Origin of the sequence: Actinomadura meyerae (assembly GCF_900188445.1) — a bacterium.
Taxonomy (GTDB): domain Bacteria; phylum Actinomycetota; class Actinomycetes; order Streptosporangiales; family Streptosporangiaceae; genus Spirillospora; species Spirillospora meyerae.
Genome location: NZ_FZOR01000043.1, coordinates 30,880 through 55,979, shown reverse-complemented (window position 1 = coordinate 55,979; position 25,100 = coordinate 30,880). Strand labels below are relative to the sequence as shown.

Below are 25,100 nucleotides of genomic sequence, written 5' to 3'. Positions count from 1 at the left end.
AGGGCGCCCGGTACGGGGCGGACTGAACTGGAGCGTGCGTGGCGGGAAGGCAGACGGGCCGGCATCGTCGGCCGCCCGAGGAGCAGGCGACCTACCGCGAGGTCTTCGCGGTGAAGGAGTTCCGTGCCCTCTGGCTGGCCCAAGCGCTGTCGTACATGGGGGACCAGTTGGCGCAGGTCGCGCTGGCGGTTCTCGTGTACGACCACACGAAGTCGACGCTGCTCACGGCCCTGGTCTACGCGCTGACCTACCTGCCGCCGATCCTGGGCGGCCCGGTGCTGTCCGGGCTGGCCGACCTGTTCCCGCGGCGCACCGTCATGGTCGTCTGCGACGTGCTGCGGGCGGCGCTGGTCGCGGTGATGGCGCTGGTGGCGATGCCCGTCGCGGCGCTGTCGGGGCTGGTGTTCCTGATCGTCCTGCTGGGGACGCCGTTCTCCGCCGCCCGCGCCGCCGTCATGCCGGACGTCCTGGAGGGTGACAGATATGTGGCGGGCTCCGCGATCGCGAACGTCACCCACCAGGTCACCCAGGTGGTCGGCTTCCTGGCGGGCGGCGCGGTCGTCGCGGTCGTCGGCACCTACGAGGCCCTCGCGCTGGACGCGCTGACGTTCGGCGCGTCCGCCGTCATCCTGATCGGCGGGCTGCGGCGGCGGGAGGCGCCGCGCCGCCGGGAGCGGCAGGCGCTGGGCCTGCTGCGCGGGACGCGGGACGGCGCGCGCCTCGTGTTCGGCGACCCGGTGCTGCGGTCGCTGGTGCTGTTCGCGTGGCTGTGCGCGTTCTACGTGATCCCCGAGGGGCTGGCAGTCCCGTACGCGGCGACGTTCGGCGGCGGCGCGGTCACCGCCGGGCTGCTGCTGGCGGCGATGCCGACGGGGATGGTGGTCGGCTCGGTGCTGTTCAGCCGGTTCGTCCGTCCGGCGAACCGGCTGCACGTCATGGGGTGGATGTCGATGCTGGCCTGCCTGCCGCTGGTCGGCGCGGGCCTCCATCCCCCGCTGTGGTGGGTGGTCGGCCTGTGGGCGCTGTCCGGGGTCGGCAGCGCCTACCAGTTGGTGGCGAACACCGCGTTCGTGGCCGCGGTGCCGGCGTCCGGGCGGGGGCAGGCGTTCGGGCTCGCGCAGTCCGGCATCCTCGCGGGCCAGGGCGCCGGGATCCTCGCGGGCGGCGCCGCCGCGCAGGTCCTCGGGCCGGAGACGGTGGTCGCGCTCGCGGGCCTGCTCGGCCTGACCGCCGCGGCGATGCTGACGCTCGGCTGGAACCAGGTCCGCGGCACCGTGATCGCCGGGACGCGCGGCAACCCCGTCGCGGTCGCCCCGCCGGCGGACGCGGGCGGCGACGGCATGGCCGCCGGGGCGCGGCGCTCCGCCCCTGCGCCGTAGGCGGGTCGCCCCGGCGCCGTAGGGGTCGCCCCGGCGCCTCAGACCGTGGTGCGGTTCTTGTTGACCGCCTCCTTGGTCTTGTGGACGGCGTCCTGGACGGTCGGGGAGTCGCTCGCCTTCTTGAACAGGTCCTCGGCGATCGACGTGGGCGCGCCCTCCTCGGGGATCAGCAGCCAGCCGATGATGTAGAGGGCGAGGCCCGCGCCGCCGAAGACCGTGAAGACGGCGAGCCCCACGCGGAGGATGTTGGCGTCGACGCCGAGGTACTCGGCGGCGCCGGAGCAGACGCCGGCGACCATCCGGCCGTCCTTGGTGCGGGTGAGCTTCTTCGCGGGGCTGGTGTTCTTCTCCATGTCCATGCCTAGAGCATGCCCATCACCTCGCCGGTACGACATCCGGATTCGCCCTGATTCACCCCTGAGAGTCCCCATGCCCGGTCAGGGGTCGTCCCCGGGGGTAGGGCACCGTTAAGGAGGGGTTGACCCTTCCACGTAGGGTTATTGCCTGGACGTCCTGCCATCGACCTGGGCAGACTCGCCGAGGTCAAGCGAACTACCAGAGGGAGCGGCATGAGAGTCGGCATCGTCGGGGCCACCGGACAGGTCGGGGCCAAGATGCTCGAAATCCTGGCCGAGCGCGGATTCCCGGTGGACGAGCTGCGGCTGTTCGCCTCGGCGCGGTCCGCGGGGCGCACGCTCCCGTGGAACGGTACCGAGATCACCGTCGAGGACGCGGCCGCCGCCGACTACACCGGCCTCGACATCGTGCTGTTCTCCGCGGGGAAGACGACGTCCAAGGCGCTCGCGCCGAAGGTCGCCGCCGCCGGCGCGGTCGTGATCGACAACTCCTCCGGCTGGCGGATGGACCCGGACGTCCCGCTCGTCGTCGCCGAGGTCAACCCGCACGCCGCGGTGAACCGCCCGAAGGGCATCATCGCGAACCCGAACTGCACCACGATGGCGGCGATGCCGGTGCTGCGTCCGCTGCACGCGGAGGCCGGGCTGACCGCGCTCGTGGTGTCGACCTACCAGGCCGTGTCCGGCAGCGGCCTCGCGGGCGTCGCCGAGCTGCACGACCAGGCGACCAAGGTCGTGCAGGGGGCGGACGCGCTCACCCACTCCGGCTCCGCCGCCGACTTCCCGGAGCCGTCGGTCTACGTCCGGCCGATCGCGTTCAACGTCCTGCCGATGGCGGGCTCCATCGTGGACGACGGCCTCGCCGAGACCGACGAGGAGCAGAAGCTCCGCAACGAGAGCCGCAAGATCCTGGAGATCCCGGACCTGAAGGTGTCCGGTACCTGCGTCCGCGTCCCGGTGTTCACCGGGCACTCGCTCCAGGTCAACGCCCGCTTCGACCGGCCGATCAGCCCGGAGCGCGCGAGCGAGCTGCTCGCCGGCGCGCCGGGGGTCGTCCTCGCGGACGTCCCGACCCCGCTGCAGGCGGCCGGGCAGGACCCCACCTACGTGGGCCGCATCCGCCGCGACGAGACCGTGGAGAACGGCCTCGCCCTGTTCTGCTCCGGCGACAACCTCCGCAAGGGGGCCGCGCTGAACACCGTCCAGATCGCCGAGCTGGTCGCCGCCGAGTAGGCGCCGGCCGGCCTCAGCTCGCCCGCCCTCCCCGGACCTCCAGGGTCTCGAGGAGGGCGGCGGTGCTCTGGGCGATCTCCGCGACGGCCCGCTCGAACGCCTCGGCGTTGTGGGCGGCGGGCGCGCGGAACCCGGAGATCTTGCGGACGTACTGGAGCGCCGCCGCGCGGACGTCCTCGTCGGTGACGTCCTCGGCGTACGGCGGGCGGAGCGTCTTGATGCTGCGGCACATGCCCCCATTCTTACTCCCCGCCCCCGACAACCGGCCCGCCCGGCGGCGCAGCCGGTCCGCCCAAAGATCGGTCTGCCCGAAGACCGGCCCGCCCGGAGAAAGGCAATGGCCCCCGGGCGGTCCTGCCTGGGAACTGAAGCAGGACCGCCCGGGGACCGGGCGGGGGGCGGGGACCCCGGTGGCGGGCGGCACGGTCCGGGCCGAGATTCGTTCCGTGCGTCCGCCGACTGTCAGCCCTGGGGATGGGGGACGGGCTGTTCAGCAGTGCATCGCGGCGGCCGGTGGGGTGTCAACGGATCCATTCCGCACTGGATTTTCAATTGTGTGAACGGCCTCGTGGAAAACACTGAAACCGGCCGTCTGCCTGCGGCTATGTGGTGATCGCGAGGTTGTCGAGGCCGGCCTCGACGAGGCTGCCGGAGCCCGCGTCGGCGGCCTCCACGACGATGCGGACGGTCTGCCCGGCGTACCCCGAGACGTCCGCCGTCCGCGTCTGCCAGGACCCGGCGCGGTTCGCCGCCGCGCCCGCCTGGTCCAGCACGGTCGTGGACCCGTTCGGCCCGACGACCCGCACCCGGTACCGGTCGTCCGCCGAGCTGTTGTCGAGGTGGGCGAAGTACCAGGAGAACGACAGCGTCCTCGCCCCGGCCGGGAGCGCGATCGGCGCCGAGCGGGCGGTGCTCGTCCCGCCGTCGAGGTCGTGGGTCCCGGCGTCGCTCCCGGCCGCGGCGCCCGTGACGAGCGCGCCGCTGCCGCCTGCGGCGGCGAGCTGGAGGCTGATGCCGGACCAGCTCGTCGGCTGCGGGGTGCCGCGCTGCCAGGCGCCCGCGGTGGCGGTGTCGGTGCCGTCCGGGTTCACCGTCCAGCCCTTGTCGGTCTCTAGGTCGTCGCTGTAGACGGTGTCGCCGGGCGGTTCCTGCGTCCCGCCGTCGCCGCCGAGCGTCCAGACGGCGTGGGCGATGGCGTCGGCGTTCCGGTCCAGCGCGGTGTCGCTGATGTTGGACGTGGTGTCGCAGGACGAGTGGTAGCAGCGGTCGAACGCGACGCCCGCCTGGCCGCCCCACAGTTGCGCCTGCTGGGAGGTCTTGCGTCCCTCGGCGCCGGTGAACAGCCCGCCCGCCGGGATGCCCGCGCGGATGAACGGCCCGTAGTCGGACCGCCCGTCGAACGCGGTGTCCTGGACGGGCACGCCGAGCGTCGTGAAGTAGGCGCGCAGCACCCGCTCGATCTCGGCGGACCCGGCCGGGCCGCCGCTGCCGGACGAGCCGTCCCCGTCGTAGGCGAAGTAGCCGGGGTTCGGGGAGCCGACCATGTCGAAGTTCAGATAACCGGTGATCTTCGACCGCTCGCCCGCGGGCAGGTCGCCGACGTAGTACGTCGACCCGACGAGCCCGAGCTCCTCGGCGCCCCACCAGGCGAACCGCAGGTGGCGGGACGGCGTGTGGCCGGCGCGGGCGACGGCGAGCGCGGTCTCCAGGACCGCGGCGGTGCCGGAGCCGTTGTCGTTGATGCCGGGTCCGGCGGTGACGCTGTCGAGGTGCGCGCCCGTCATCAGGACGTCGTCGGCGTCGCCGCCGGGCCAGTCGGCGATCAGGTTGTAGCCGGTCGCGCCGCTGCGCGAGAACGACTGGACGGTGGTCTGGAAGCCGGCCGCGTCCAGCTTGCCCTTCACGTAGTCGAGCGAGGCCCGGTAGCCGGGACGGCCGTGGGCGCGGTTGCCGCCGTTGGCGCTCGCGATGCTCTGGAGTTGCGACAGGTGCGCCTTGACGTTGGCGAGGGGGATGTCGGGGGCCGCCAGAACCGCCGGGGCCGCGGGGGCGCTGGGTGCGGCGGGGGCGGCCGACGCGGAGGCGCCGGGCAGCAGGGCGGACGCGGTCAGGGCCGCCGCCCCGAGCACCGCCAGGGTGCGGGATCTCATAGGTCCTCCTGGGGAAGGAACGGCCCGTGACGGGGGAGCGGGCCCCGTCACGGGCCGCGTGCGGGGGGCGGGTCAGGACTGGGTGATCTTGATGTTGTCGAGGCCGGCCTCGACGAGGCTGCCGGTGCCGTTGTCGGCCGCCTCGACCACGATGCGGACGGACTGGCCGGCGTACGCGGACAGGTTGTACGTCGCCGTCTGCCACGCGCCGGCCCGGTCGGCCATCGCGCCGCTCTGGTTCAGCACCGTGCTGGTGCCGGACGAGCCGACTACGCGGACGCGCAGGTAGTCGTCCGTCGAGCTGTTGTCGAGGTGGGCGAGGTACCAGTTGAAGCTCAGCGTGAGGGTTCCGCTGGGCAGGCTGATCGCCGGGGACCTGGCGGTCGTGACGCCGCCGTCGACGTCGTAGGTGCCCGCGTCCGTCCCGGCGCCCGCGCCGGTGACGAGGTCGGCGCCGCCGCCCGCCGCGGCGAGTTGGAGGCTGATGCCGGACCAGCTCGTCGGCTGCGGGGTGCCGCGCTCCCAGGCGCCCGCGGTGGCGGTGTCGGTGCCGTCCGGGTTCACCGTCCAGCCCCGGCTGCTCTCGAAGTCGTCGGCGAAGACGGTCCCGCCGGGCGAGCCGTTCCCGACCGTGAGCGTGTAGGTCGCGGTGCGGTCGACGGAGGCGCCGTCACCGAGCACGGTGATCCGGTACGTCCCGTCGGCGGTGCCCGCCGGGACGCGGACGGTCATCGTGGCCGACTGCCCGGCCGTGACCGTGCTCGGGGAGAACGACGCGGTCGGGCCGGACGGGCTGCTCGTCGCCGACAGCGCCACCTGCTGCGCGCTGCCGCCGGTGACGGCGGTGCTGACGGTCACGGTCGCGGACCCGCCGGCCTGGACGTTGCCCGAGCCGGGGTTCAGCGCCAGCGAGAAGTCGTTCTGCTGCTGGGTGCCGCAGGCCGCCTCTCCGCTCTGCGCGGGCACGTTGATCGCGCTCCAGGCCGCCTTGACCGCGTTGCACTCGGTCGGCGAGCCGGGGAACAGCTCCAGCGCCGCGCTGACGGTCGCGACGCGCGCGCGGGCGTGGCTCCAGCTGGTGACCTTGCGGTTGAGCCCGCCCATGAAGATCTGGCCGGCCTTCCGGATGCCGATGCCGGTCACGGTGGAGCCGTTGCAGGTCGGGCTGGACGGGTTGCCGTTGGTCGGGTTCGAGCCCTCGGCCAGCAGGTAGAACCAGTGGTTCTGCGGACCGGCCGCCGCGTGCACCTCGGTGTTCGGGATCTGCGAGGAGTAGCAGTTCGGGTCGCCGAGCGCCTGCGGGTTGTACATGTTGCGGATCGGGCCGGAGCCGACCAGGTCGACCTCCTCGCCGACCAGGTAGTCCGGCGGGTCGAGGTTGGACGGCTCGTTCATGAAGTGCTCGGTCAGCGCGCCGAAGATGTCGCCGGCCGACTCGTTCATGCCGCCCTTCTCGTTGCCGCTGCCGCCGCCGTCCCCGCCGGGCGTCGTGGTGAAGACGGCGTGGCCGTTCTCGTGCCCGACGACGTCCACGGACGTCGCCTGCTTGGTGCCGGCCTGGTTGCGGCCGAAGTTGGTGTAGCTGCCGTTCCAGAAGGCGTTGGCCTGGTTCAGGCCGACGCGGAGCGGGAAGCCGCCGCCGTTGCCGTTGATGCCGTTGCGGCCGAGCCACTGGCCCAGCATGTCCCATTCCTTCTGCACGGCGTACAGGGCGTCGACGCAGGCGGTCTCCAGGTTGGTGCCGCTCCCGTTGCCCCAGGCGCTGTCGGTGCCGGTGTAGGTGGCGCCGTTCTGGCCGCCGCACCGGATGCCGGACCGCTGCGGGTCCGTCATGGACGTCGCGGCCGTGCTGAGGTCGACGGTGCCGTGGTAGTGGCTCTGGTCGTCGGCGGCGTCGCGGACCTCGTCCCACGTCCTGGCGACCTTGCCGGTCCTGGCGTCGACGAGCACGTGCAGCTTCGTCGGAGCGTTCTTCCGCGTGCCGCTGACGACGGTCTCGTAGACGAGCCGTCCCGACCCTTCGGCGAGCACCATCAGGCGGGGCTTGGACGCGCTCTCGACCGTGGTCACCTTGGCGCGCGCGGTGGCGGCCGCCTGCGCCGCGCTGACGGTCGCCTTGGTCGACACGTCGAGCGTCTTGGTCTGGTCGACGGATGTGCTCAGGACGCCGCCGCTCGCGTTCGTGGTGACGACGAAGTCGCCCCCGTACACGGGCAGGCCGTCATAGGTGCGCTCGTACTGGACGTACTGGAGGCCGCGCAGGCCCGAGACGACGCCGCGCCGGACGATCCTGTCCCGGGGGGCCTTCTTGAACGCGGTGGGCTTCGCCGCGACCAGGCGGTCGGCCGAGGCGGCGGCGACGGTGCGGGGGTCCGGCTTGGCCGGTGCCGCGGGGGCGGTGCGGGTGGCCGCACCTGTGGCGGGGGAGGACATCGCCACGGCGAGGCCGACGGACAGCACCGTCGCCCCGATCGCGGTCTGGTGTCGCACGGGGGTGCTCCTTCCACAAGCCGGACGGCGCGGGAGGGTGCGCGGAGGTCCTTGTGGGAGCGCTCCGTGGCGCCGCCGCTCGCCCGGCGGGGGGTTGGGATGGGGACTCATCCGGATGAGCTGCCCGAAGTGCACTCCGATTTCAGAAAGGAGTCAATGAATCCATTTGTTACTGGATTTTCAAGTTCAAGGGCGAAGTTAATGGAATGCCTGAAAGTAACGTTCCTTGCAGCGCGAACGGGCCGGGCCGGCATGACCGGCCCGGCCCGTCCGTCCGGGAACCTTCGTCGTGATGTGAGCGTTGAGGCGGCGCCCTCGCGGGGCCCGATCAAGGGCCCGCCCCGGGGTCCCCGGCCTACGGAGCGATGCGCCGGCAGAGCCAGGCGAGCGCGAGCGGGTAGCGGTAGTCGATGCCGCCGTGGCCCGCGTCGAACAGCTCGAAGTGGATCACCTCGTCCTTGACGCCCGCGTCGAGCAGTGCCTGCAGGAACGCCTGCGCGCCGACGTCGAGGTACCACTCGTCGCGCGTCCCGCCGTCGATCCAGATCGCCCGCTGCGACCGCATCGCCTCGGCGTGGTCCGGCACCATCCGGACCGGGTCGAAGGTGAGCCAGCGCTCCCACACGTCCTGCCGGAGGATCCCGGTGACCGGGTCGAACGGCAGCTCGGGCGTGCCGTCCTCGCGGGCCGAATAGCACAGCGCCATGCCGAGGATGTTGAGCAGTTCCATGTCCTCGGGCTTGGTGAACGAGGTGCGCGACCTGAAATCGTCCCACCAGCGCCAGATGTCGCCGTCGTACTTGCGCAGGTGCCGCACGCATTTCGGGAACTCGGGCAGGTAGCTGTACTCGAACAGCGCGTCGCCGGCGTGCGTCGCGAGCGCGCCGAACAGGTCGGGCCGCAGCATCGGCGTGATCATCGCGCCGTAGCCGCCGCTGGACTTGCCACTGATCGCCCGGTGCTCGGGCGCGGTGAGCGTCCGGTAGCGCGCGTCCACCCACGGGACGATCTCGTCGCACAGGTAGGAGTGGTAGCGGCCGGTGCCGGGCGAGTCGACGAACTGGCTGCCGCCGTGCGCGGTCCAGGCGTCCACGAACACGACGATGGCGGGCGGGGCCTCGCCGGAGGCGAACACCGCGTCCGCGGTCTCGGGGAACGGCTGCCGGTACGGCATCCGGTTGCGCCAGATCCCGACGTGCCCGGTGAAGCCGGTGATCACGTAGACGCTGGGATAGCGGCGCTCCGGTTCGTCGTCGTAGCCGGGCGGGACGTAGACGAGGACGGGCCGCTCGTGCGGGTCGTCCAGCGGGTTGCCGCGCAGCAGCTCGCTGCTGACGACGTGCTCTTCCAGGCGTCCGGCGAGCTCGGCGGACCAGGGCAGCATGGGCACTCCCTCATCGATGATGATGATCACCTCGACGCTAACCCAGGGGGCGGCGTGCCCGCCGGCCGCGCGGTTGCCGCGAACCGGCCCGGCTGTCACAAACCGGCGGGCCGTTCCGTCTCCCTGCCGAAGGGAAGGAGACAGATATGTCGGATACGAAGGTGCCGGACAGGGCCGCACGGCTGCGCGAGCTGCACCGGCCCGGTGATCCGCTGCTGCTGCCCAACGTGTGGGACGCCGGCAGCGCGAAGGTCGTCCAGGAGGTCGGGTTCCCCGCGCTCGCGACGGCCAGCGCCTCGGTGGCCGACGCGCTCGGCTACCCCGACCACGAGGGCGCGCCGGTGGACGAGATGCTCGCCGCCGCCGCGCGGGTGGTCCGGGTCGCGACCGTCCCGGTGACCGTGGACGCCGAGGCCGGGTACGGGCTCCCGCCGGCCGAGCTGGTGGAGCGGCTGCTCGCGATCGGCGCCGCCGGCTGCAACCTGGAGGACACCTACGGCGGCGCGCTGGCCGAGCCCGCGAAGCAGGCCGAGTTCCTCGCCGCCGTCCGGGAGGCCGCGGGCGACGCGCTGGTGATCAACGCGCGGGTCGACACGTTCATCGCCGGGGTGCCCGACCCGGTGGACGCCGCGATCGAGCGGGGCCGCCTGTACTTGGAGGCCGGGGCCGACTGCGTCTACCCGATCACCGCGCCGATGGACGCCGTCCCCGCCCTGGTCAAGGGGCTGCCGGGGCCGGTGAACGCGAACAACATGCCCGGGACGTCCCTGACGGAGCTGGCCGCCGCCGGGGTGGCCCGGGTGTCCTACGGCCCGGTGCCGTACCTGCACGCCCTGGAGGCCCTGAAGCAGTTCGCGACCCGCGTCCGGGCGATGGAGGACCCGCACGCCTGAGCGATGTGAGGGCGCCCACGCCGGGGCGCCCTTGCAAGCATGCACTTACGCTGGCACAGTGAGACGAGATTCGCCTCTATGTCTCAGGAAGTGAGGCCGGTATGGCAGCGATGGCGGCGACGGAGACGGAGACCGGGACCCCGAAGATCGTCCTCGACTCCATCAGCGGCCTGGCGCTCGCGGCGGCCGCGGCGAACGTCGTCATGCAGCTCGCCCGCCTCCCCATCGGCCACGGCGTGGCCGAGAGCACCGTGGAGAGCGGGCGCGTCGACAAGCACCCGGTCAAGCGCGCCCGCACCACCCTCACCTACATCTCCGTCGCGATGCTCGGCACCGAGGACGAGCGCAGGAAGATGCGCCAGGAGGTCAACCGGGCGCACCGGCAGGTCCGCGCCAAGGAGCCGGTCGCCTACAACGCGTTCGACCCCGAGCTCCAGCTCTGGGTCGCCGCCTGCCTCTACTACGGCCTCGAGATGATCTACGAGATCCTGTTCGGGAAGCCGTCCCCCGCCGAGGCCGAGGAGCTGTACCGGCACGGCGCCCGCTTCGGCACGACGCTGCAGGTGAAGCCCGAACTATGGCCCGCCGACCGCGCCGCCTTCCAGGAGTACTGGGAGGAGGGCGTGCGGAAGATCCAGATGGACGACGTCACCCGCCGCTACCTGCGCGACCTGACCGAGCTGCGCTTCCTGCACGCGCCGGTGCGCCTCGCGCTCGGCCGCTTCCACACCTTCCTCACCCTCGGCTTCCTCCCGCAGCCCTTCCGCGACGAGCTCGGCTACACCTGGACGCCCCGCGACCAGCGCCGCTTCGACCGCTTCCTGCGCGTCATGCGCACCGCCAACCGCGCCTTGCCCCGCCCGGCCCGCGAGTTCCCCTTCAACGCCTACCTCTATGACTTCCGCCGCCGCGTCCGCACCGGCCGCCCCATCGTCTGACGGGCCCTACCGTCTGACGGGCCCCATCGTCTGACGGGCCCCATCGTCTGACCGCCCGGGTCACCGCCCCCGGCTCACCGCTCCGGGTCGTCGTCCGGGGCGGGGGCGGAGGGGCGGATCTGGAGTTCGAAGTCGCCCCTGTGGTGGCGGACGCCCGCGACGACGGCGTCCTCCAGGACCTCGGCGCCCTTGTTCTGGCGGCGCATCATCGGGTCGTCGCGGACGTCCTTCCAGAGGGAGAGGCACAGCAGGATCAGGACGATCGTGAACGGCAGCGCGCCGATGAACGTGATGTTCTGGATGCCGTTGAGGGCCTCGTCGCCGCCGATCACCAGCATGATGGCGGCGACGGCGCCGGTCAGCGCGCCCCAGAAGATGACGATCCAGCGGGCCGGGCGGGTGGAGCCGCGCTGCGACAGCGTGCCCATGACGATGGACGCGGCGTCCGCGCCGGACACGAAGAAGATCGCGACCAGCAGCATCACGATGACGCCGGTGATGGACTCCCACGGCAGGTCGCGCAGCACGTTGAAGGTGATCTGCTCCTCCGAGCCGTTCCCGTACGGGTCCAGGCCGTGGCGCTGCTGGTCGATCGCCGTCCCGCCGAAGATCGCGAACCAGACCAGGCTGACCGTGCTCGGCACGATGATGACGCCCGCGACGAACTGGCGGATGGTGCGGCCGCGGCTGATCCGGGCGAGGAACATGCCGACGAACGGCGCCCAGGAGATCCACCACGCCCAGTAGAAGATCGTCCAGCTGGCGAGGAACTCCTTCATCGCGGTGCCGCCGGTCGCGCCCGAGCGGGACGCCATCTCGCCGAAGTCCTGGATGTAGACGCCGATCGAGGTCGGCAGCAGCTCCAGGATGAAGACGGTCGGCCCGGCCACGAACACGAACACCGCGAGGACGGCCGCGAGCACCATGTTGATGTTCGACAGCCACTGGATGCCGCGCGCGATCCCGGACACGGCCGACACGATGAAGCAGATGGTCAGCACCACGATCGTGAGCACGAGGACGGTGGTACCGAGCCGCTCGATCCAGCCCGCCTCCCGCATCCCCGTCTGGATCTGCAGGGCGCCGATGCCGAGCGAGGCCGCCGACCCGAACAGCGTCGCGAACAGCGCGAGGATGTCGATGAGCTTGCTCAGCCCGCCCTGGGTGCGCCGGTGCCCGAGCAGCGGCGCGAACGCCGAGCTGATCAGCTGGTCGCGGCCCCGCCGGTAGTGCCCGTACCCGATCGCCAGGCCCAGCACGGCGTAGATCGACCACGGGTGCAGCGTCCAGTGGAACATCGTGGTGGCCATGGCCGTCTCGATCGCGGCCTCGCTCTGCGGCGCGTCGGTGGCGGGCGGCGGCATGACGTAGTGGGTGAGCGGCTCCGCGGCGCCGAAGAACATCAGCCCGATCCCCATCCCGGCGCTGAACATCATCGCGATCCACGAGACGGTGCGGAACTCGGGCTCGTCGCCCTCCTGGCCGAGGGGGATGCGCCCGTACCGGCTGACCGCCAGCCACAGCGAGAAGATGACGAACCCGGTGGAGGCGAGGACGAACAGCCATCCGACGTTGGTGAGGAGCCAGTCGAGCGTGCTCTGCGCGGCGGAGCTGAGGGTGCCGGTGGACGCCCCGCCCCAGATCACGAACGCCACGGACAGCACGGCGGTGACGCCGTAGACGATCCAGTCGGTGCGCGCGGGGCCGTGCTGGGCGAGGCCCGGTGGTTCCGTGCCGGGGAACTCGGCCCCGGGCTCGCGCTTGTGCTTCATGATCGGACTCTTGCCCGGATATTCACTTCTCAGTGACACGGAAGAGTAATGCGTTCACGCACGGTGAAGCGCGGTGCCGGGGGCGTCCGGATGGTGTAGCCCGCTACACCATCGATTCGGGAGGGCGGGCCAATGTGCCGGGTCCCCTCCCGAACCTAGATTCGTCCGGGTCAGAGGGCGTTTCCACCCGGAGGGGATCATGACGACGATGACGGCCGAGGCCACCGCGCCCGCCGTGGGGCTGGAGTCGGTCACCAGGACCTACGGCTCCGTCCGGGCGCTGGACGGCGTCACCTGGACGTTCCCGCGCGGCGGGTTCACCGCGGTGATGGGGCCGTCGGGTTCGGGCAAGAGCACGTTCCTGCACTGCGCGTCCGGGCTCGACCGCCCCACCGAGGGCACCGTCCGCATCGGGGGCGAGGACATCGGCCGGCTCGGCGAGACGAAGCGGACGCGGCTGCGGCGGGAGCGGATCGGGTTCGTGTTCCAGTCGTTCAACCTGGTCCCGTCCATGGACGTCGAGCAGAACGTCACGCTGCCGCTCCAGCTCGCCGGCACGTCCGCCGACCCGGACTGGCTGCGCGAGGTCATCGGCCGCGTCGGGCTCGCCGACCGGCTGTCGCACCGCCCGGCGGAGCTGTCCGGCGGGCAGCAGCAGCGCGCCGCGATCGCCCGCGCGCTGATCACCCGCCCGGAGGTCGTGTTCGCCGACGAGCCGACCGGCGCGCTCGACCCGCGCACCGCCCGCGAGGTGATGCGGCTGCTGCGCGAGGCCGTCGACCGGACGGGCCAGACGCTGGTGCTGGTGACGCACGACCCGATGGCGGCGGCGTGGGCCGACTCGGTGCTGTTCCTCGACCGCGGCCGGATCGTCGACGAGGTCGCCGCCCCGTCCGCCGCCGCGATCGCGAACCGCTGGGAGTCGCTGTGAGGAACCGGGGCGCGTTCGCCGGGGTCTTCGCGGCGCTGCTGTTCGCCGCCGCGCTGGTCGGCGCGTGCGGGGTGCTGATCGAGGCGGCGTTGCGGGCGCACGGGCCGGTGGAGCGCTACGAGGCCGCCGCCGCGGTCGTCACCGGGCCCCGCACCGTGTCCACCACCGTGAAGGAGCTGGGCGACCCGCCGAGGGAGGCGACCCGGCCGGTGACCGAGCCGTCCCGGATCGCGTCCGGCGCCGCGGACCGGCTGCGGGCCGTCCCCGGCGTGCGGGCCGTCGTCGCGGACGTGTCGTTCCCGGTCCTGCTGCCCTCGGGCCGGACGCTGACCGGCCACGGCTGGGATTCGGCGGCCCTCCGCCCCTACGAGCTGAGCGCCGGGCGCGCCCCGCAGGCCCCCGACGAGGTCGTGCTGAGCCGCTCCGCCGGAGTCGCGCTCGGCGCGACCGTCAAGGTGCAGACCAGCGGCGCGCCGCGCCCCTACCGGGTGTCCGGCATCGTGGGCGACGGTCCCGCGGCGGCGTTCTTCACTCCGGCCACGGCGGCGGCGCTCTACGGGCATCCCGGACGCGCCGATGCCCTCGCCGTTATCGGAGATCCCGACACCGACGACCTCCGCAAGGCAGCGCCCGGCCTCACCGTCTCCACCGGGAAGGCGCGCGGCGACGTCGAGTCCCCGGCCGCGGCCGCCGCGCGCCCCGACATCCTGGAGATGGGCGCCTCGCTCGCCGGCGTCGCGGTCATGACCGCGCTGGTCGTCGTCGGCGGGCTGATCGTCCTGTCGGTGCGGGAGCGGGCCCGCGAGTTCGCGCTGCTCCGCGCGGTCGGCGCGACCCCGTGGCAGGTGCGGGGGCGGCTCGTCCGCGAGACGCTGCGCGCCGGGGCGCCCGCCGCCCTGATCGGCGGCGCGCTGTCGCTCGGGCTCGGCGCCGCGATGCTCGCCGCGATGCGGCACGAGGGCGTCCTGCCGGACGGGTTCGGATCGGTGCCCACCCCGCTGCCCGCCCTCGCCGCGATCGCCGCCACGCTGCTCGCGGCGGTGGCGACGGCGCTGCTCGCGTCGCTGCGGGTCACCCGGATCCGGCCCGTCGAGGCGCTCGGCGAGAGCGCCGCCGAACCCGCCGGCCTGCCCGGATGGCGCGTCGTCGCCGGTGTCGCCTTCCTGGTCGTCGGCCTGGGCGCGCTGGGCTTCTCCGGCGCCGCCTCCGGGGCGGAGGCGATCGCCGCGGTCGGCGGGCTGGTCATGTCGCTGATCGTCGCCACCGCGTTCCTCGGGCCGCTGCCGGCCCGGTACGGCGCCCGCCTCCTCGGCGGCGCCGCCCAGGCCGTCGCCCCGGTCACCGGACGCCTCGCCCGGCACGGCAGCGCCGCCGCCGCGCTGCGCGCCGGATCCCTCATCACGCCGGTCGCGCTGGCCGTCGCGTTCGCCGGCACCCAGCTGTTCGCGCAGACCACCGTCGTCCACGCGACGACCGGGCAGGCGGCGGCCGGGAGCCGCGCCGACCAGGTCGTCGTGTCATCCGGGCCGGGCCTGCCGCCGGGCGCCGCCGAGGCCGTCCGCCGCGTCCCCGGCGTCACCGCCGCGACGCCCGTCAACCGCACCACCGTGATCATGAAGATCAAGCAGATGGGCGACGAGGAGCTCGTCTCGCTGCCCGCGCGCGGCGTCGGCGCGGACGCCGAGGCCACCATCGACCCGAAGGTCACCTCCGGCCGCCTCCGCGACCTGCGCGGCACCGCCGTCGCGCTCAGCAGCGACGCGGCGAGCGGCCGGCGCGTCGGCTCCACCGCGCCGCTGTGGCTGGGCGACGGCACCCGGATCGACGCCCGCGTCGTCGCCGTCTACGACCGCGGGCTCGGCTTCGGCGACGTCCTGCTCCCGCACGACCTGGTCGCCGCCCACACCGCCACCGGGCTGGACGACCACGTCCTCGTGCGCGGCAAGGCCGATCTGAGCGCCGCCACGTCCGCCTACACCGGGGTCCGGGCGATCGACCGCGACGCCTACGACGAGGCCCTGTCGGAGGAGATCCGCCTCCAGGGCTTCTTCAACCGGATCGTCGTCGCCGCCATCGGCGGGTTCATCGCGATCGGCCTCATCACGACGCTCGCCCTCGGCACCGCCGCGCGCCGCCGCGAGTTCGGGCTGCTGCGGCTGGTCGGCACGACCCGCCGGCAGGTGCTGCGGATGCTGCGCCTGGAGGCCGCCATCATCCTCGGCACCGGAACCGCGATCGGCCTCGCCATCGCGACCGTGACCCTCATGGCGTTCGCGATGGCGGTCACCGGCGTCCCGCTGCCCGCCGTCTCCCCGGCCGCCTGCGCGGCCGTCCTCCTCGGCGTCGCCGGCTCCGGCACCGCCGCGATCCTCCTCCCGGCGCGGGCGATGCTCCGCCGCCACTCCTCCCCGTCCATCCACTGACCGACCCGTCCGAGAACCACCGGAAACCGAAAGGCACTCCCATGGGCAACAGCGTCCGCTGGACCTTCGTCGCCGTCCTCCTCGCGATCAACGTGGTGGTGAGCGTCGCCTTCGCCGACACATGGCTGTCGATCACCATCAACGCCGTCACCGGCCTCGGCATCGTCGGCCTGGTGGCCGACTACTTCATCCGCGGCCGCCGCCGCACCTGACCGCGCGGTGGACGCGCCCGCGTCGCTCAGCGGCTCAGTGTGGTCTCCTGCTCCAGGCGCGACAGCTTCTCGGGGTTGCGGACGAAGTAGAGCCCCTTGATGAGCCCCTTCTCGACCCGGACCGCCATGACGGTGTCGGTCTCGCCGTCCAGCTTGATGACGAGCCCCGGCAGCCCGTTGACCTGGACGGGCACGAACACCGCGTCGGCGTGCAGCCGCCTCATCCCGATGCCGAGCAGGCGGCTCGCCTTGTCGGCGCCCACGATGGGCCGCGGCACGGTCCGGCGGATGCCGCCGCCGTCGCTCAGCACGACCACGTCCGGCGCGAGGATGTCGAACAGGGGCTGGAGGTCGCCGGTCTTCACCGCGCGCTGGAAGGCGTCGAGCGCCGCCTGCGTCTCCGCCACCGACACGGCGTCGCGCGGGCGGCGCTCCGCGACGTGCGAGCGCGCCCGGTGGGCGATCTGCCGGACCGCCGCCGAGGTCTTGCCGACGGCTTCGGCGATCTCGTCGTACGGCAGGTCGAACACCTCGCGCAGCACGAACACCGCGCGCTCGGTCGGCGTCAGCGTCTCCAGGACCAGCAGCATCGCCATCGAGACGTTGTCGGCGAGTTCGATGTCCTCGGCGACGTCGGGGGTGGTCAGCAGCGGTTCGGGGAGCCACGAGCCGACGTAGTTCTCCTTGCGGCGGCCGAGCACGCGCAGCCGCGACAGCGCCTGGCGCGTGGTGATCCGCACCAGGTAGGCGCGCTCGTCCCGGACGGCGGCGAGGTCGACGCCCGCCCACCGCAGCCAGGTCTCCTGGAGGACGTCCTCGGCGTCGGCGGCCGAGCCGAGCATCTCGTAGGCGACGGTGAACAGCAGGTTCCGGTGCGCGACGAACACGTCCGTGGCCGGGTCGACCGCCTCCGTCGCCGGGTCGTTCCGCTCGCTCATCTCTGGCTCCCGCCTGCCCGTTCCCAACAGAGCTCCACGCACGAGACGCCCGCGCCCGCCGTTTTGTGACATCGGCGTCCCGTGGGGCACGTCACACGGCCGCGCTGTCACAGTGGATCACCCTCCCGGCATCTCGTGGTCATCAGGACGCCGCACGGACGAACCGCGCGGCACGCGACGCAGACGAGTGAGGACGAAGCCATGGTCGACACGAAGGCGCCGCCCCCGGCGGCCTTCCCGCGCCGCTGGGGGGCGCTGGGCTTCATCGCGCTGGCCCAGCTCATGATCGTTCTGGACGGCACGGTCGTGAACATCGCGCTGCCGTCCATCCAGCGGGATCTGGGCATCTCCGACGGCGACCGCCAGTGGATCATCACCGCGTACACGCTGGCCTTCGGCGGGCTGCTGCTGCTCGGCGGCCGCATCGCGGACCATGTCGGCCGCAAGAGGACCTTCCTGGTCGCGCTGCTCGGCTTCACCACGGCGTCGGCGCTGGGCGGCGCGGCGTCCGGGTTCGAGATGCTGCTGGTCGCGCGTGCGCTGCAAGGCGCGTTCGGGGCGCTGCTCGGCCCGTCCGCGCTGTCGCTGCTGACGGTCATGTTCACCGAGGCCGGGGAGCGCGCCAAGGCGTTCGGCGCGTGGGGCGCCGTCTCCGCCGCGGGCGGCGCGGTCGGGCTGCTCGCCGGCGGGGCGCTGACCGACTACCTGGACTGGCGCTGGTGCCTGTACATCAACATCCCGATCGCCCTGGCCGCGGGCATCGGCGGGTTCATGCTGCTGGCCGAGTCCAAGCGCGAGGGCAGGGCCCGGTTCGACATCCCCGGCGTGGTGCTCGTGACGGGCGGGCTGGTCGCGATCGTGTACGGCGCCGGCCGGGCCGAGTCGGACGGCTGGGGCTCGGCGACCGTCACCGGCCTGCTGGCCGCGGGCGCGGTGCTGCTCGCCGCGTTCTTCCTCGTCGAGCGCCGCGTGCCGCAGCCGCTGCTGCCGCCGCGCGTCATCGCCGACCGCACCCGCGGCGCCGCCTACCTGGCGGTCGGGCTGGCCGGGGCCGGGATGTTCGGGGCGTTCCTGTTCATGACCTACTACCTCCAGGTCGTCAAGGGCTACTCGCCGATCCGGACGGGCGTCGCCTTCCTGCCCATGGTCCTGACGGTCCTGGTGTCGGCCGGCGGGATCAGCGCCCGGCTGCTGCCCAAGGTGCCGCCGCGGGCGCTGATCGTCCCCGGCATGCTGATCAGCGCGTTCGGCATGCTGTGGATGCTCACCCTCGACCCCGGCACCGGCTACGCGCGGGGCGTGCTGGTCACCGGGATGCTGTTCGGGTTCGGTGCGGGCATGATCCTGCCGGTGGCGATGAACTACGCCACCCGCGGCGTCGACCAGAGCGACGCGGGCGTGGCCTCGGCGACCGTCAACGCCTCGCAGCAGGTCGGCAGCTCGATCGGCATCGCGCTGCTCAACACCATCGCCACCAGCGCGACCGCTGACTACCTCGCCGCGCACGGCCGGAACCCCGCCGTCGCGAAGCAGGCGCTGGTGGAGGGCTTCGGGACGGGCAGCGCCTGGGCCGCCGGCATCCTCGTGGCGGGCGCGCTGATCGTCGCCGTCCTGATGAACACCCCGCGACCCGAGGACCAGTCCGTCGCCGCGGACGCCGGGGACGCCGTGGAGCCGCTGCCCGCGCACACCTGATCCGAGGGCACCAGAAGGTGCGAAGCCTGCGCCGCCGCTGCACAGCGGCGGCGCCTTCGGCTTCGCCTCACGCCTCCGGGATCAGAACACGGGTGTGCCATCCCTGGTCAGCTGCCAGTTTTCGGTGTGGAACGCGGCGGGGTCGATGGTCCCGGCGGCCGCGGCGTACTCGACGATCGCCTCTCGGATCGCCACCTGGGCGTTGTAGACGACCTCGGCGGTGGTGATGTGCGGGAACCCGCCCCCGCCCGACTGGCGGTAGTTGTTCACCGCCACCGCGAACCGCTGGTCGGGGGCGACGGGGGCGCCGTCGTACGAGAGGTCGGTGATGCGGGAGCCCTCCGGCTGGGCGATGTCCACGTTGTAGGTGACGCCCGAGAACTGGTCGTAGTTGTAGTCGGGACGGTTGGTCGCGTTCGTCCAGGACGCCGGGTCGACCGGGGCGTCCGCCGCGACCTGCTTGAAGTACTGCGCGGAGTACTCCAGGTAGTCCTTGATCTGGGCACCGGTGAGGACGCTCGCCATCAGGGTGTTGTCGTAGATGTAGAGGCCCGCGATGTCCCTGATGGTGACCTTCCCGGCGGGGAACGTGGCGGCGCGGCTGAAGGGGGCGGCGATCGACAGCACGGGGAGCGACGCGTGCTCCGACCCGGCGAGGGCCTCCTTCACCTTCGCGGTCTGGACGAGGTGGACGTAGTCGAGGATCGCGGTGTCCTTCCAGCACGACTCCGCCGCCGTCATCTCCTCCGTGGAGGTCGCCACCTCCTTGTTCACGTAGGCGACGACCGCGTCGTGCTGCTTCTTGACGAGGGTGACGAGGGCCGGGTCCTCCTGGACGGTGTTCGTGTTCACCGTCGTCGCCGACTTGCCGGTGACCTTCCACTTGCCCCGCTCGTGGCGCAGGGTCAGGTCGAAGACCGACAGGCGCTGCCCCCAGCACTTCGGCTCGCTCATCACGACGGACTCGCCGGTGGCCTTGTTCGTGACGAAGCGCTCGGGGATCTCCAGGTGCGCGTGCCCGAACAGGATGGCGTCGATGCCGGGGACCTGCTCGGCCACCAGGGCGGACGCGTTCTCGACCGGCAGCGCGTCGCCGTAGGACGAGGTGCCGCTGTCGCCCGAGTGGGCGCTGACGATCACGACGTCGGCGCCCTGCGCGCGGATGACCGGCACCCAGCGCCGCGCCGTCTCGACCAGGTCGAGGAAGTCGAGCTTGGCGGAGACGTTCCCCTTGTCCCAGATCGCGATGCCCGGGTTCGTCAGGCCGAGCAGGCCGACGCGGATCGGCGGGTACCCCCGGACGTGCATCTTCTTGATCATGTAGGGGCGGTAGGCGGGGCGCCGGGTGCCCGCGTGGACGGCGTTGGCGGCCAGCACCGGGGCGTCCATCTGGCGGATCCACGCGTCCAGGAACGGGATGCCGTAGTTGAACTCGTGGTTGCCGAGGGCCACGGCGTCGTATCCGATGGCGTTCATCTGCCCGGCGATCGGGTGGGTCTCGCCGGTCTCGGTGATCGGCTCGACGGTGGCGTAGTAGAAGCCGAGCGGCGTGCCCTGGATCGTGTCGCCCGCGTCGAAGAGCAGGGTGCGGTCGCGGCCGCGCGCGGCGCGGATCTCGTTGACCACGCTCGACACGCGGGCCAGGCCGACCACGTTGCCGTCACCGTCGGTGTACTCGGCGTCGGTGTAGTAGTCCCAGTCGACCGCGTGGCTGTGGTTGTCGGACGTGCCCATCACGGTGATCGTGAGCGACTTGCCGTGCGCGCCCGGCGCGCCGTGGCGGCCGCCCTCCGCGGCGGCGGAGGCGGTGCCCGGCCAGCCCGCGAGGGTGAGGGCGCTCGCGGCGGTCAGCCCGCCGAGGACCCGCCTGCGGCTGACGCCGCGGCCCGGCGCGCCGCCCGCGTCACGGCCCGGAGTCTCGTCCGCGTCGTCCGGTACCCGGCACGAGCACCAGCGCGGCTGTGGATTCTGCATGGCGCACCCGTTCCTTCCGCAGGGGGACGGCAGAACGATAGGGCCGCCGCTCGGCTCGGCGTTCGGTGAGATCTTCCGATCCTGGGGGATGTTCGTTGGCACTCCCCGACAAGGCCGGGCGTGCCGGACGCGGGAGGGGAGGCGGGGCGGGCGCCGGTGTGGCCTGGGTCACAGTAGATGTCCAATGTCCCAGTAGATCACTCTAAAACCAGTTTCTTGCTGTTTCGCCACTGTTGCCGGGTATGAGGTTTCGTGTTCCTCTATTTAGGACGTTGTCCGGTTGTGCGGTCGGCGGCCGAATTGGCGGCCACCGCCCGTCCGGCGCCGTCCGACCGACCACCCACCCGCCGCCACTAGCCACATCAGCCGCCGTTCAGCCCGCCATCCAGCCGCCCAGCCCGTCACCCACCCCGGCCGGCCATCCAGCCGCCCAGCCACCGACGACGCACGACGACGCACCGACGACGCACGCACGCCAACGCAGCGACAGCGGAGGGTCCTGATGCGCAAGGAGACGCTGGAGAGCTTCGTCCTCGGGGACGTACTCCGGTCACAGGCGCAGGTACATCGAAGACAGCCGTTCCTGAAGTTCCGGGACGGGGAGGTCACCTACGGCGAGGTCGACGCCGCCGCCGACCGGCTCGCCCGGTCCCTGTCCGGCGCCGGGGTCCGGCGCGGCGACCACGTGGGCGTGATGCTGCCCAACTGCGCCGACATCGTCCACATCGTGTTCGCGCTGGCGCGGCTCGGCGCGGTCGCCGTGCCGATCAACGTCGACTACAAGAGCGAGCTGCTCCGGCACGTCCTGGACAGCTCCGACTCCGGCTGGCTCATCATCGACGGCCCGTACGCCGAGCGCATCCCGCAGATCGCCGACCGGCTGCCGAAGCTCGGCCGGGTCCTGGTCCGCGGCGCCGCCGCGTCCGGGGTGCCGCTCGACCGGCTCGGCAAGCCCGCCCGCGACCTCGGCTCGCTGCCGGACGAGGGCGGCACCGTGGACGTCCGGGTCGGCTTCGGCGACCTCCAGGCGATCATGTACACGTCCGGGACCACCGGGCCGTCCAAGGGCGCGATGGTCCCGCACGCGCTGGCGCTGACCTGCGCCTACGACTCCCTCGACTTCCTCGACCGGTGGGGCAAGACGATCTACTGCCCGCTGCCGCTGTTCCACGCCGCGGCGCTGTGGGACGGCATGCTGTCGGCCCTGCTCGGCGGCGGCTCCATCGCGATCGTCGAGCGGTTCAGCGCGTCCCGGTTCTGGGACGACGTGCGCCGCTTCGACGCGAAGGTCTGTATGAGCGTCTTCTCGATGATCCCGATCCTGCTGAACCGGCCGCCGACGTCGCGGGACCGCGACCACCCGCTGGAGACGTTCTACATGGGCAAGTCGAACCTCGACGAGCCGATGCGGGAGCGGTTCGGCGTCCGGTCGGTGGAGACCTACACCAGCACCGAGGCGGGCATCGCGACCGGCAGCCCGTACGGGGAGTGGCGGGTCGGGTCGTGCGGGCAGGCGCACGAGGAGCGGTTCCACGTCGCCGTGGTGGACGAGCAGGACCGCGAGCTCGGGCCGGGCGAGCCCGGTGAGCTGGTGCTGCGGCCGAAGCAGCCGTTCGTCCTGACGACCGGCTACTACGGCAACTGGGAGGCGACGACCCACTGCTTCAGGAACATGTGGTTCCACACCGGGGACCGGGTATGGCGCGATGAGGACGGGTACTTCTACTTCCTCGACCGGATGAAGGACGCCATCCGCCGGCGCGGGGAGAACATCTCGGCCTTCGATCTGGAGACGGAGATCAACCAGCACCCGGCCGTCCTGGAGTGCGCCGCGATCGGCGTGCCCTCGGAACTGGAGGACGAGGACATCAAGGTGTCGATCGTGGTGCAACCCGATACCGGGCTCGACCCGGAGGAACTGGTCGCCTACTGCGAGGAGCGGCTGCCGCGCTCGATGGTGCCCCGCTACGTCGAGTTCGTGGACGCCCTGCCCCGCACCCCCACCGACAAGGTCGCCAAGTACAAGCTGCGCGCGCAGGGCGAATCCGGCATCACCGAGACGACCTGGGACCGCGAGGCCGCCACTGGCTCCCCTCAGGGCGCGAGCGCTCGGAAGGCACTGGATGTCCGGGAGGCCGGGGCCGGTGCTCAGGGGGCCGGGACCGCTGCCCGGGAGGCCGGGGCCGGGGAGGCGGGTGTCCAGGAGGCCGGGGCCGGGGAGGCGGGTGTCCGGTGAACTGGGAGGACACGCCGGAGCAGGCCGCCTTCCGCGAGGAGGTGCGGGCGTTCATCGAGGAGCGCTTCCCCGCGTCGTACCGGCCGGCGGGGGACGAGGAGCAGAGCCTCGAACCCGAGGACGTCACGGGCTACAACTGGCCCGTCGACCGGGTCTCCGACGATCCGGGGCGGCGCGAGGGCGCGCGGGCGTGGGCGGCGGCGCTGGCCGAGCGCGGCTGGATCGCGCCGCACTGGCCGGCCGAGTACGGCGGTGCCGGGCTGTCGCCGCTGGAGGAGTTCGTCCTGCACGAGGAGATGATGCGGGCGCGGGTGCCGACGGTGAACGGCATCGGCGCGTTCCTCCTCGGGCCGACGCTGCTGGTGCACGGCACCGAGGAGCAGAAGGCGCGGCACCTGCCCGCGATCGCGTCGGGCGAGGCGACATGGGCGCAGGGCTTCTCCGAGCCGGGCTCCGGCTCCGACCTGGCCTCGCTGCGGACGCGCGCCGTCCGGGACGGGGACGTCTACGTCGTGGACGGCCAGAAGGTGTGGACGTCCCTCGGGCAGTACGCCGACTGGCTGTTCGTGCTCGTCCGGACCGACCCCGACGCGGAGAAACCGCACCGGGGCATCACGTTCCTGCTCATCAAGGCCGACGCGCCCGGGGTCACCGTCCGCCCCATCACCGACATCCGGGGCGCGGCGCCGTTCTGCGAGATCTTCTTCGAGGGCGTCCGGGTGCCGGTCGCGGACCGGGTCGGCGAGGAGAACCGCGGCTGGTACGTGGCGATGAGCGCGCTCGGCTTCGAGCGCGCCGGGATCGGCGCGACCATCAAGTACGAGCAGGCCCTGGAGGACCTGGTCACCTACCTGCGGTCGCCGGACGGGCGGCGGTTCGCCCGCACCACTCCCGCGCTGCGGCAGGAGATCGCGCGGCGGCGGACGGAGGTCCGCGTCCTCTACAACCTCGCCCGCTACACCGTGTCGCGGCAGGCGGCGGGCGAGGAACCCGACTTCGAGGCGTCCATCAACCAGCTGTTCGGCGCCGAACTGCACCAGCGCCTGGCCCGCACCGGCGCGCGCGTGTTCGGACGCTCGGCCGCGCTGTGGGGCCGCGAGGACGCGCCGCTCGACGCCGTCTTCACCCACATGCGCCGCGACTCGGTGGCGTCCACCTTCCTCGGCGGCACCACCGAGATCCAGCGCAACGTCATCGCCACCCGAGGCCTGAACCTGCCCCGCGGCTGACGTCCACCCACGTATCCACCCCACCGGGAGGAGATCCACCGATATGCCCGACGAGAACCGCTACGAGAGCGTCTACAGGAACGCCTACGAGACCGTCGACCTGAAGATCGAGGAACGCGTCGCCTGGCTGACGCTGAACCGGCCGGAGAAGCTCAACGCACTGACGCCCACCACCATGACGGAGCTGCGCGACATCTTCCGGACCGTCGACGACGACGAGGACGTCTGCGTGGTGGTGCTGCGCGGCGCCGGGGAGCGCGCGTTCTGCGCCGGGATGGATCTGGCCTGGTCGGAGAAGCTGACCCCGCGCGAGCGGATCGAGCAGGGGCGGCTCGGTGAGAAGACGTTCGCGATGATGGAGCGGCTGTCGGTGCCGGTCATCGCCGCCGTGCACGGGTACGCCGTCGGCGGCGGTCTGGAGCTGGCGCTCGCCGCCGACTTCATCATCGCCTCCAGCGACGCGAAGATGGGGCTCGTCGAGATCACGCTGTCGGCGCGCCCGCCGTTCCGGCCGAAGATGACCGAGGACGGCGACCCCGACCAGCCCGAGTTCGGCGGGTCCGCGCCCGGGTGGGGCGGGGTGAAGCGGCTCCCGGAGCGGATCGGCAAGGCCCGCGCCAAGGAGCTGCTGTTCACCGGCGCCCGCATCGACGCCGACCGCGCGCTTCAGCTCGGCCTGGTCAACGACGTGTACCCGGCGGACGAGTTCGACAAGCGGATCGGCGAGCTGGCCGAGCGCATCGCCGCGATGAACCGCTACAACCTGCGCCTCGTCAAGGAGCTCGTCACGTACGGCTACGACTGGATCGAGCCGCACCCCAGCTAGGCCGCCGCGTCCCGCCCGGCTCATGCCGGCGGGCCGGCGCG

At 72.5% G+C, this 25,100-nt stretch carries 19 protein-coding genes; 11 read left to right on the top strand and 8 right to left on the bottom strand.

What is annotated here, in order from left to right; all coding sequences use genetic code 11:
• The first annotated feature begins 38 nt into the window (after positions 1–38).
• A complete protein-coding gene (locus CHF16_RS32240; protein ID WP_089329943.1) occupies positions 39–1,379 on the top strand; it encodes an MFS transporter in 1,341 nt (446 codons plus the stop codon).
• A 38-nt stretch (positions 1,380–1,417) separates the two neighbouring features.
• On the opposite strand, the gene CHF16_RS32235 is transcribed toward CHF16_RS32240, so the two are convergent.
• On the bottom strand, positions 1,418–1,738 hold the full coding sequence (locus tag CHF16_RS32235; RefSeq protein ID WP_089329942.1) for a PspC domain-containing protein: 321 nt from the start codon (positions 1,736–1,738) through the stop codon (positions 1,418–1,420).
• Between the two features lie 210 nt (positions 1,739–1,948).
• Here CHF16_RS32235 and CHF16_RS32230 point away from each other — a divergent pair, with 210 nt between their 5' ends.
• On the top strand, positions 1,949–2,968 hold the full coding sequence (locus CHF16_RS32230) for an aspartate-semialdehyde dehydrogenase (RefSeq protein WP_089329941.1): 1,020 nt from the start codon (positions 1,949–1,951) through the stop codon (positions 2,966–2,968).
• A 13-nt stretch (positions 2,969–2,981) separates the two neighbouring features.
• Here the strand turns inward: CHF16_RS32230 and CHF16_RS32225 are convergent, their stop codons facing one another.
• The 4 genes from CHF16_RS32225 to CHF16_RS32210 all read right to left on the bottom strand — a co-directional run bounded on the left by CHF16_RS32225 (position 2,982) and on the right by CHF16_RS32210 (position 8,992).
• Positions 2,982–3,200, bottom strand: coding sequence for a DUF2277 domain-containing protein (locus tag CHF16_RS32225; RefSeq protein ID WP_089329940.1), 219 nt, complete (start codon positions 3,198–3,200; stop codon positions 2,982–2,984).
• Positions 3,201–3,570: 370 nt separating this feature from the next.
• Entirely contained in the window at positions 3,571–5,118 is a 1,548-nt protein-coding gene (locus CHF16_RS32220; RefSeq protein ID WP_089329939.1) for a M28 family peptidase, read from the bottom strand.
• Positions 5,119–5,190: 72 nt separating this feature from the next.
• Complete coding sequence (locus CHF16_RS32215; RefSeq protein ID WP_245869620.1) at positions 5,191–7,608, bottom strand: M4 family metallopeptidase; 2,418 nt, start codon at positions 7,606–7,608, stop codon at positions 5,191–5,193.
• 355 nt (positions 7,609–7,963) lie between these two features.
• A complete protein-coding gene (locus tag CHF16_RS32210; RefSeq protein ID WP_089329969.1) occupies positions 7,964–8,992 on the bottom strand; it encodes an alpha/beta hydrolase in 1,029 nt (342 codons plus the stop codon).
• Positions 8,993–9,138: 146 nt separating this feature from the next.
• Here CHF16_RS32210 and CHF16_RS32205 point away from each other — a divergent pair, with 146 nt between their 5' ends.
• Both CHF16_RS32205 and CHF16_RS32200 read left to right on the top strand, forming a co-directional pair.
• Entirely contained in the window at positions 9,139–9,885 is a 747-nt protein-coding gene (locus CHF16_RS32205; protein WP_089329938.1) for an isocitrate lyase/PEP mutase family protein, read from the top strand.
• 101 nt (positions 9,886–9,986) lie between these two features.
• On the top strand, positions 9,987–10,823 hold the full coding sequence (locus CHF16_RS32200; RefSeq protein ID WP_218826946.1) for an oxygenase MpaB family protein: 837 nt from the start codon (positions 9,987–9,989) through the stop codon (positions 10,821–10,823).
• A 74-nt stretch (positions 10,824–10,897) separates the two neighbouring features.
• Here CHF16_RS32200 and CHF16_RS32195 read toward each other — a convergent pair whose 3' ends face one another.
• Positions 10,898–12,595: a BCCT family transporter gene (locus CHF16_RS32195; RefSeq protein ID WP_089329936.1), complete on the bottom strand. Its 1,698-nt coding sequence runs from the start codon at positions 12,593–12,595 to the stop codon at positions 10,898–10,900.
• Between the two features lie 199 nt (positions 12,596–12,794).
• Here CHF16_RS32195 and CHF16_RS32190 point away from each other — a divergent pair, with 199 nt between their 5' ends.
• From CHF16_RS32190 to CHF16_RS40570, 3 genes are read left to right on the top strand one after another with little or no spacing between them, the layout of a single operon-like run.
• Entirely contained in the window at positions 12,795–13,526 is a 732-nt protein-coding gene (locus CHF16_RS32190) for an ABC transporter ATP-binding protein (RefSeq protein WP_089329935.1), read from the top strand.
• Positions 13,523–15,949: an ABC transporter permease gene (locus CHF16_RS32185; protein WP_089329934.1), complete on the top strand. Its 2,427-nt coding sequence runs from the start codon at positions 13,523–13,525 to the stop codon at positions 15,947–15,949. Before CHF16_RS32190 ends, CHF16_RS32185 begins: the two co-directional genes overlap by 4 nt.
• A gap of 41 nt (positions 15,950–15,990) precedes the next feature.
• Complete coding sequence (locus CHF16_RS40570) at positions 15,991–16,161, top strand: hypothetical protein (RefSeq protein WP_179271807.1); 171 nt, start codon at positions 15,991–15,993, stop codon at positions 16,159–16,161.
• A gap of 26 nt (positions 16,162–16,187) precedes the next feature.
• On the opposite strand, the gene CHF16_RS32180 is transcribed toward CHF16_RS40570, so the two are convergent.
• Positions 16,188–17,099 carry an RNA polymerase sigma-70 factor gene (locus CHF16_RS32180; protein ID WP_089329933.1) on the bottom strand — a complete coding sequence of 304 codons (912 nt, stop codon included), beginning with the start codon at positions 17,097–17,099 and terminating at the stop codon, positions 16,188–16,190.
• Between the two features lie 201 nt (positions 17,100–17,300).
• Between CHF16_RS32180 and CHF16_RS32175 the strand changes: the two genes are divergently transcribed.
• Positions 17,301–18,794, top strand: coding sequence for an MFS transporter (locus tag CHF16_RS32175; RefSeq protein ID WP_089329932.1), 1,494 nt, complete (start codon positions 17,301–17,303; stop codon positions 18,792–18,794).
• An 81-nt stretch (positions 18,795–18,875) separates the two neighbouring features.
• On the opposite strand, the gene CHF16_RS32170 is transcribed toward CHF16_RS32175, so the two are convergent.
• On the bottom strand, positions 18,876–20,768 hold the full coding sequence (locus CHF16_RS32170) for a bifunctional metallophosphatase/5'-nucleotidase (RefSeq protein WP_089329931.1): 1,893 nt from the start codon (positions 20,766–20,768) through the stop codon (positions 18,876–18,878).
• 502 nt (positions 20,769–21,270) lie between these two features.
• On the opposite strand from CHF16_RS32170, the gene CHF16_RS32165 reads away from it, so the two are divergent.
• From CHF16_RS32165 to CHF16_RS32155, 3 genes are read left to right on the top strand one after another with little or no spacing between them, the layout of a single operon-like run.
• A complete protein-coding gene (locus CHF16_RS32165) occupies positions 21,271–23,004 on the top strand; it encodes an AMP-binding protein (protein WP_089329930.1) in 1,734 nt (577 codons plus the stop codon).
• Positions 23,001–24,233 carry an acyl-CoA dehydrogenase family protein gene (locus CHF16_RS32160; protein ID WP_089329929.1) on the top strand — a complete coding sequence of 411 codons (1,233 nt, stop codon included), beginning with the start codon at positions 23,001–23,003 and terminating at the stop codon, positions 24,231–24,233. The genes CHF16_RS32165 and CHF16_RS32160 overlap by 4 nt, the downstream gene beginning before the upstream one ends.
• 43 nt (positions 24,234–24,276) lie before the next feature.
• The gene (locus CHF16_RS32155) at positions 24,277–25,059 is read left to right on the top strand and encodes an enoyl-CoA hydratase/isomerase family protein (protein ID WP_089329928.1); all 783 of its coding nucleotides are present in this window, start codon (positions 24,277–24,279) and stop codon (positions 25,057–25,059) included.
• Positions 25,060–25,100: the final 41 nt, after the last annotated feature.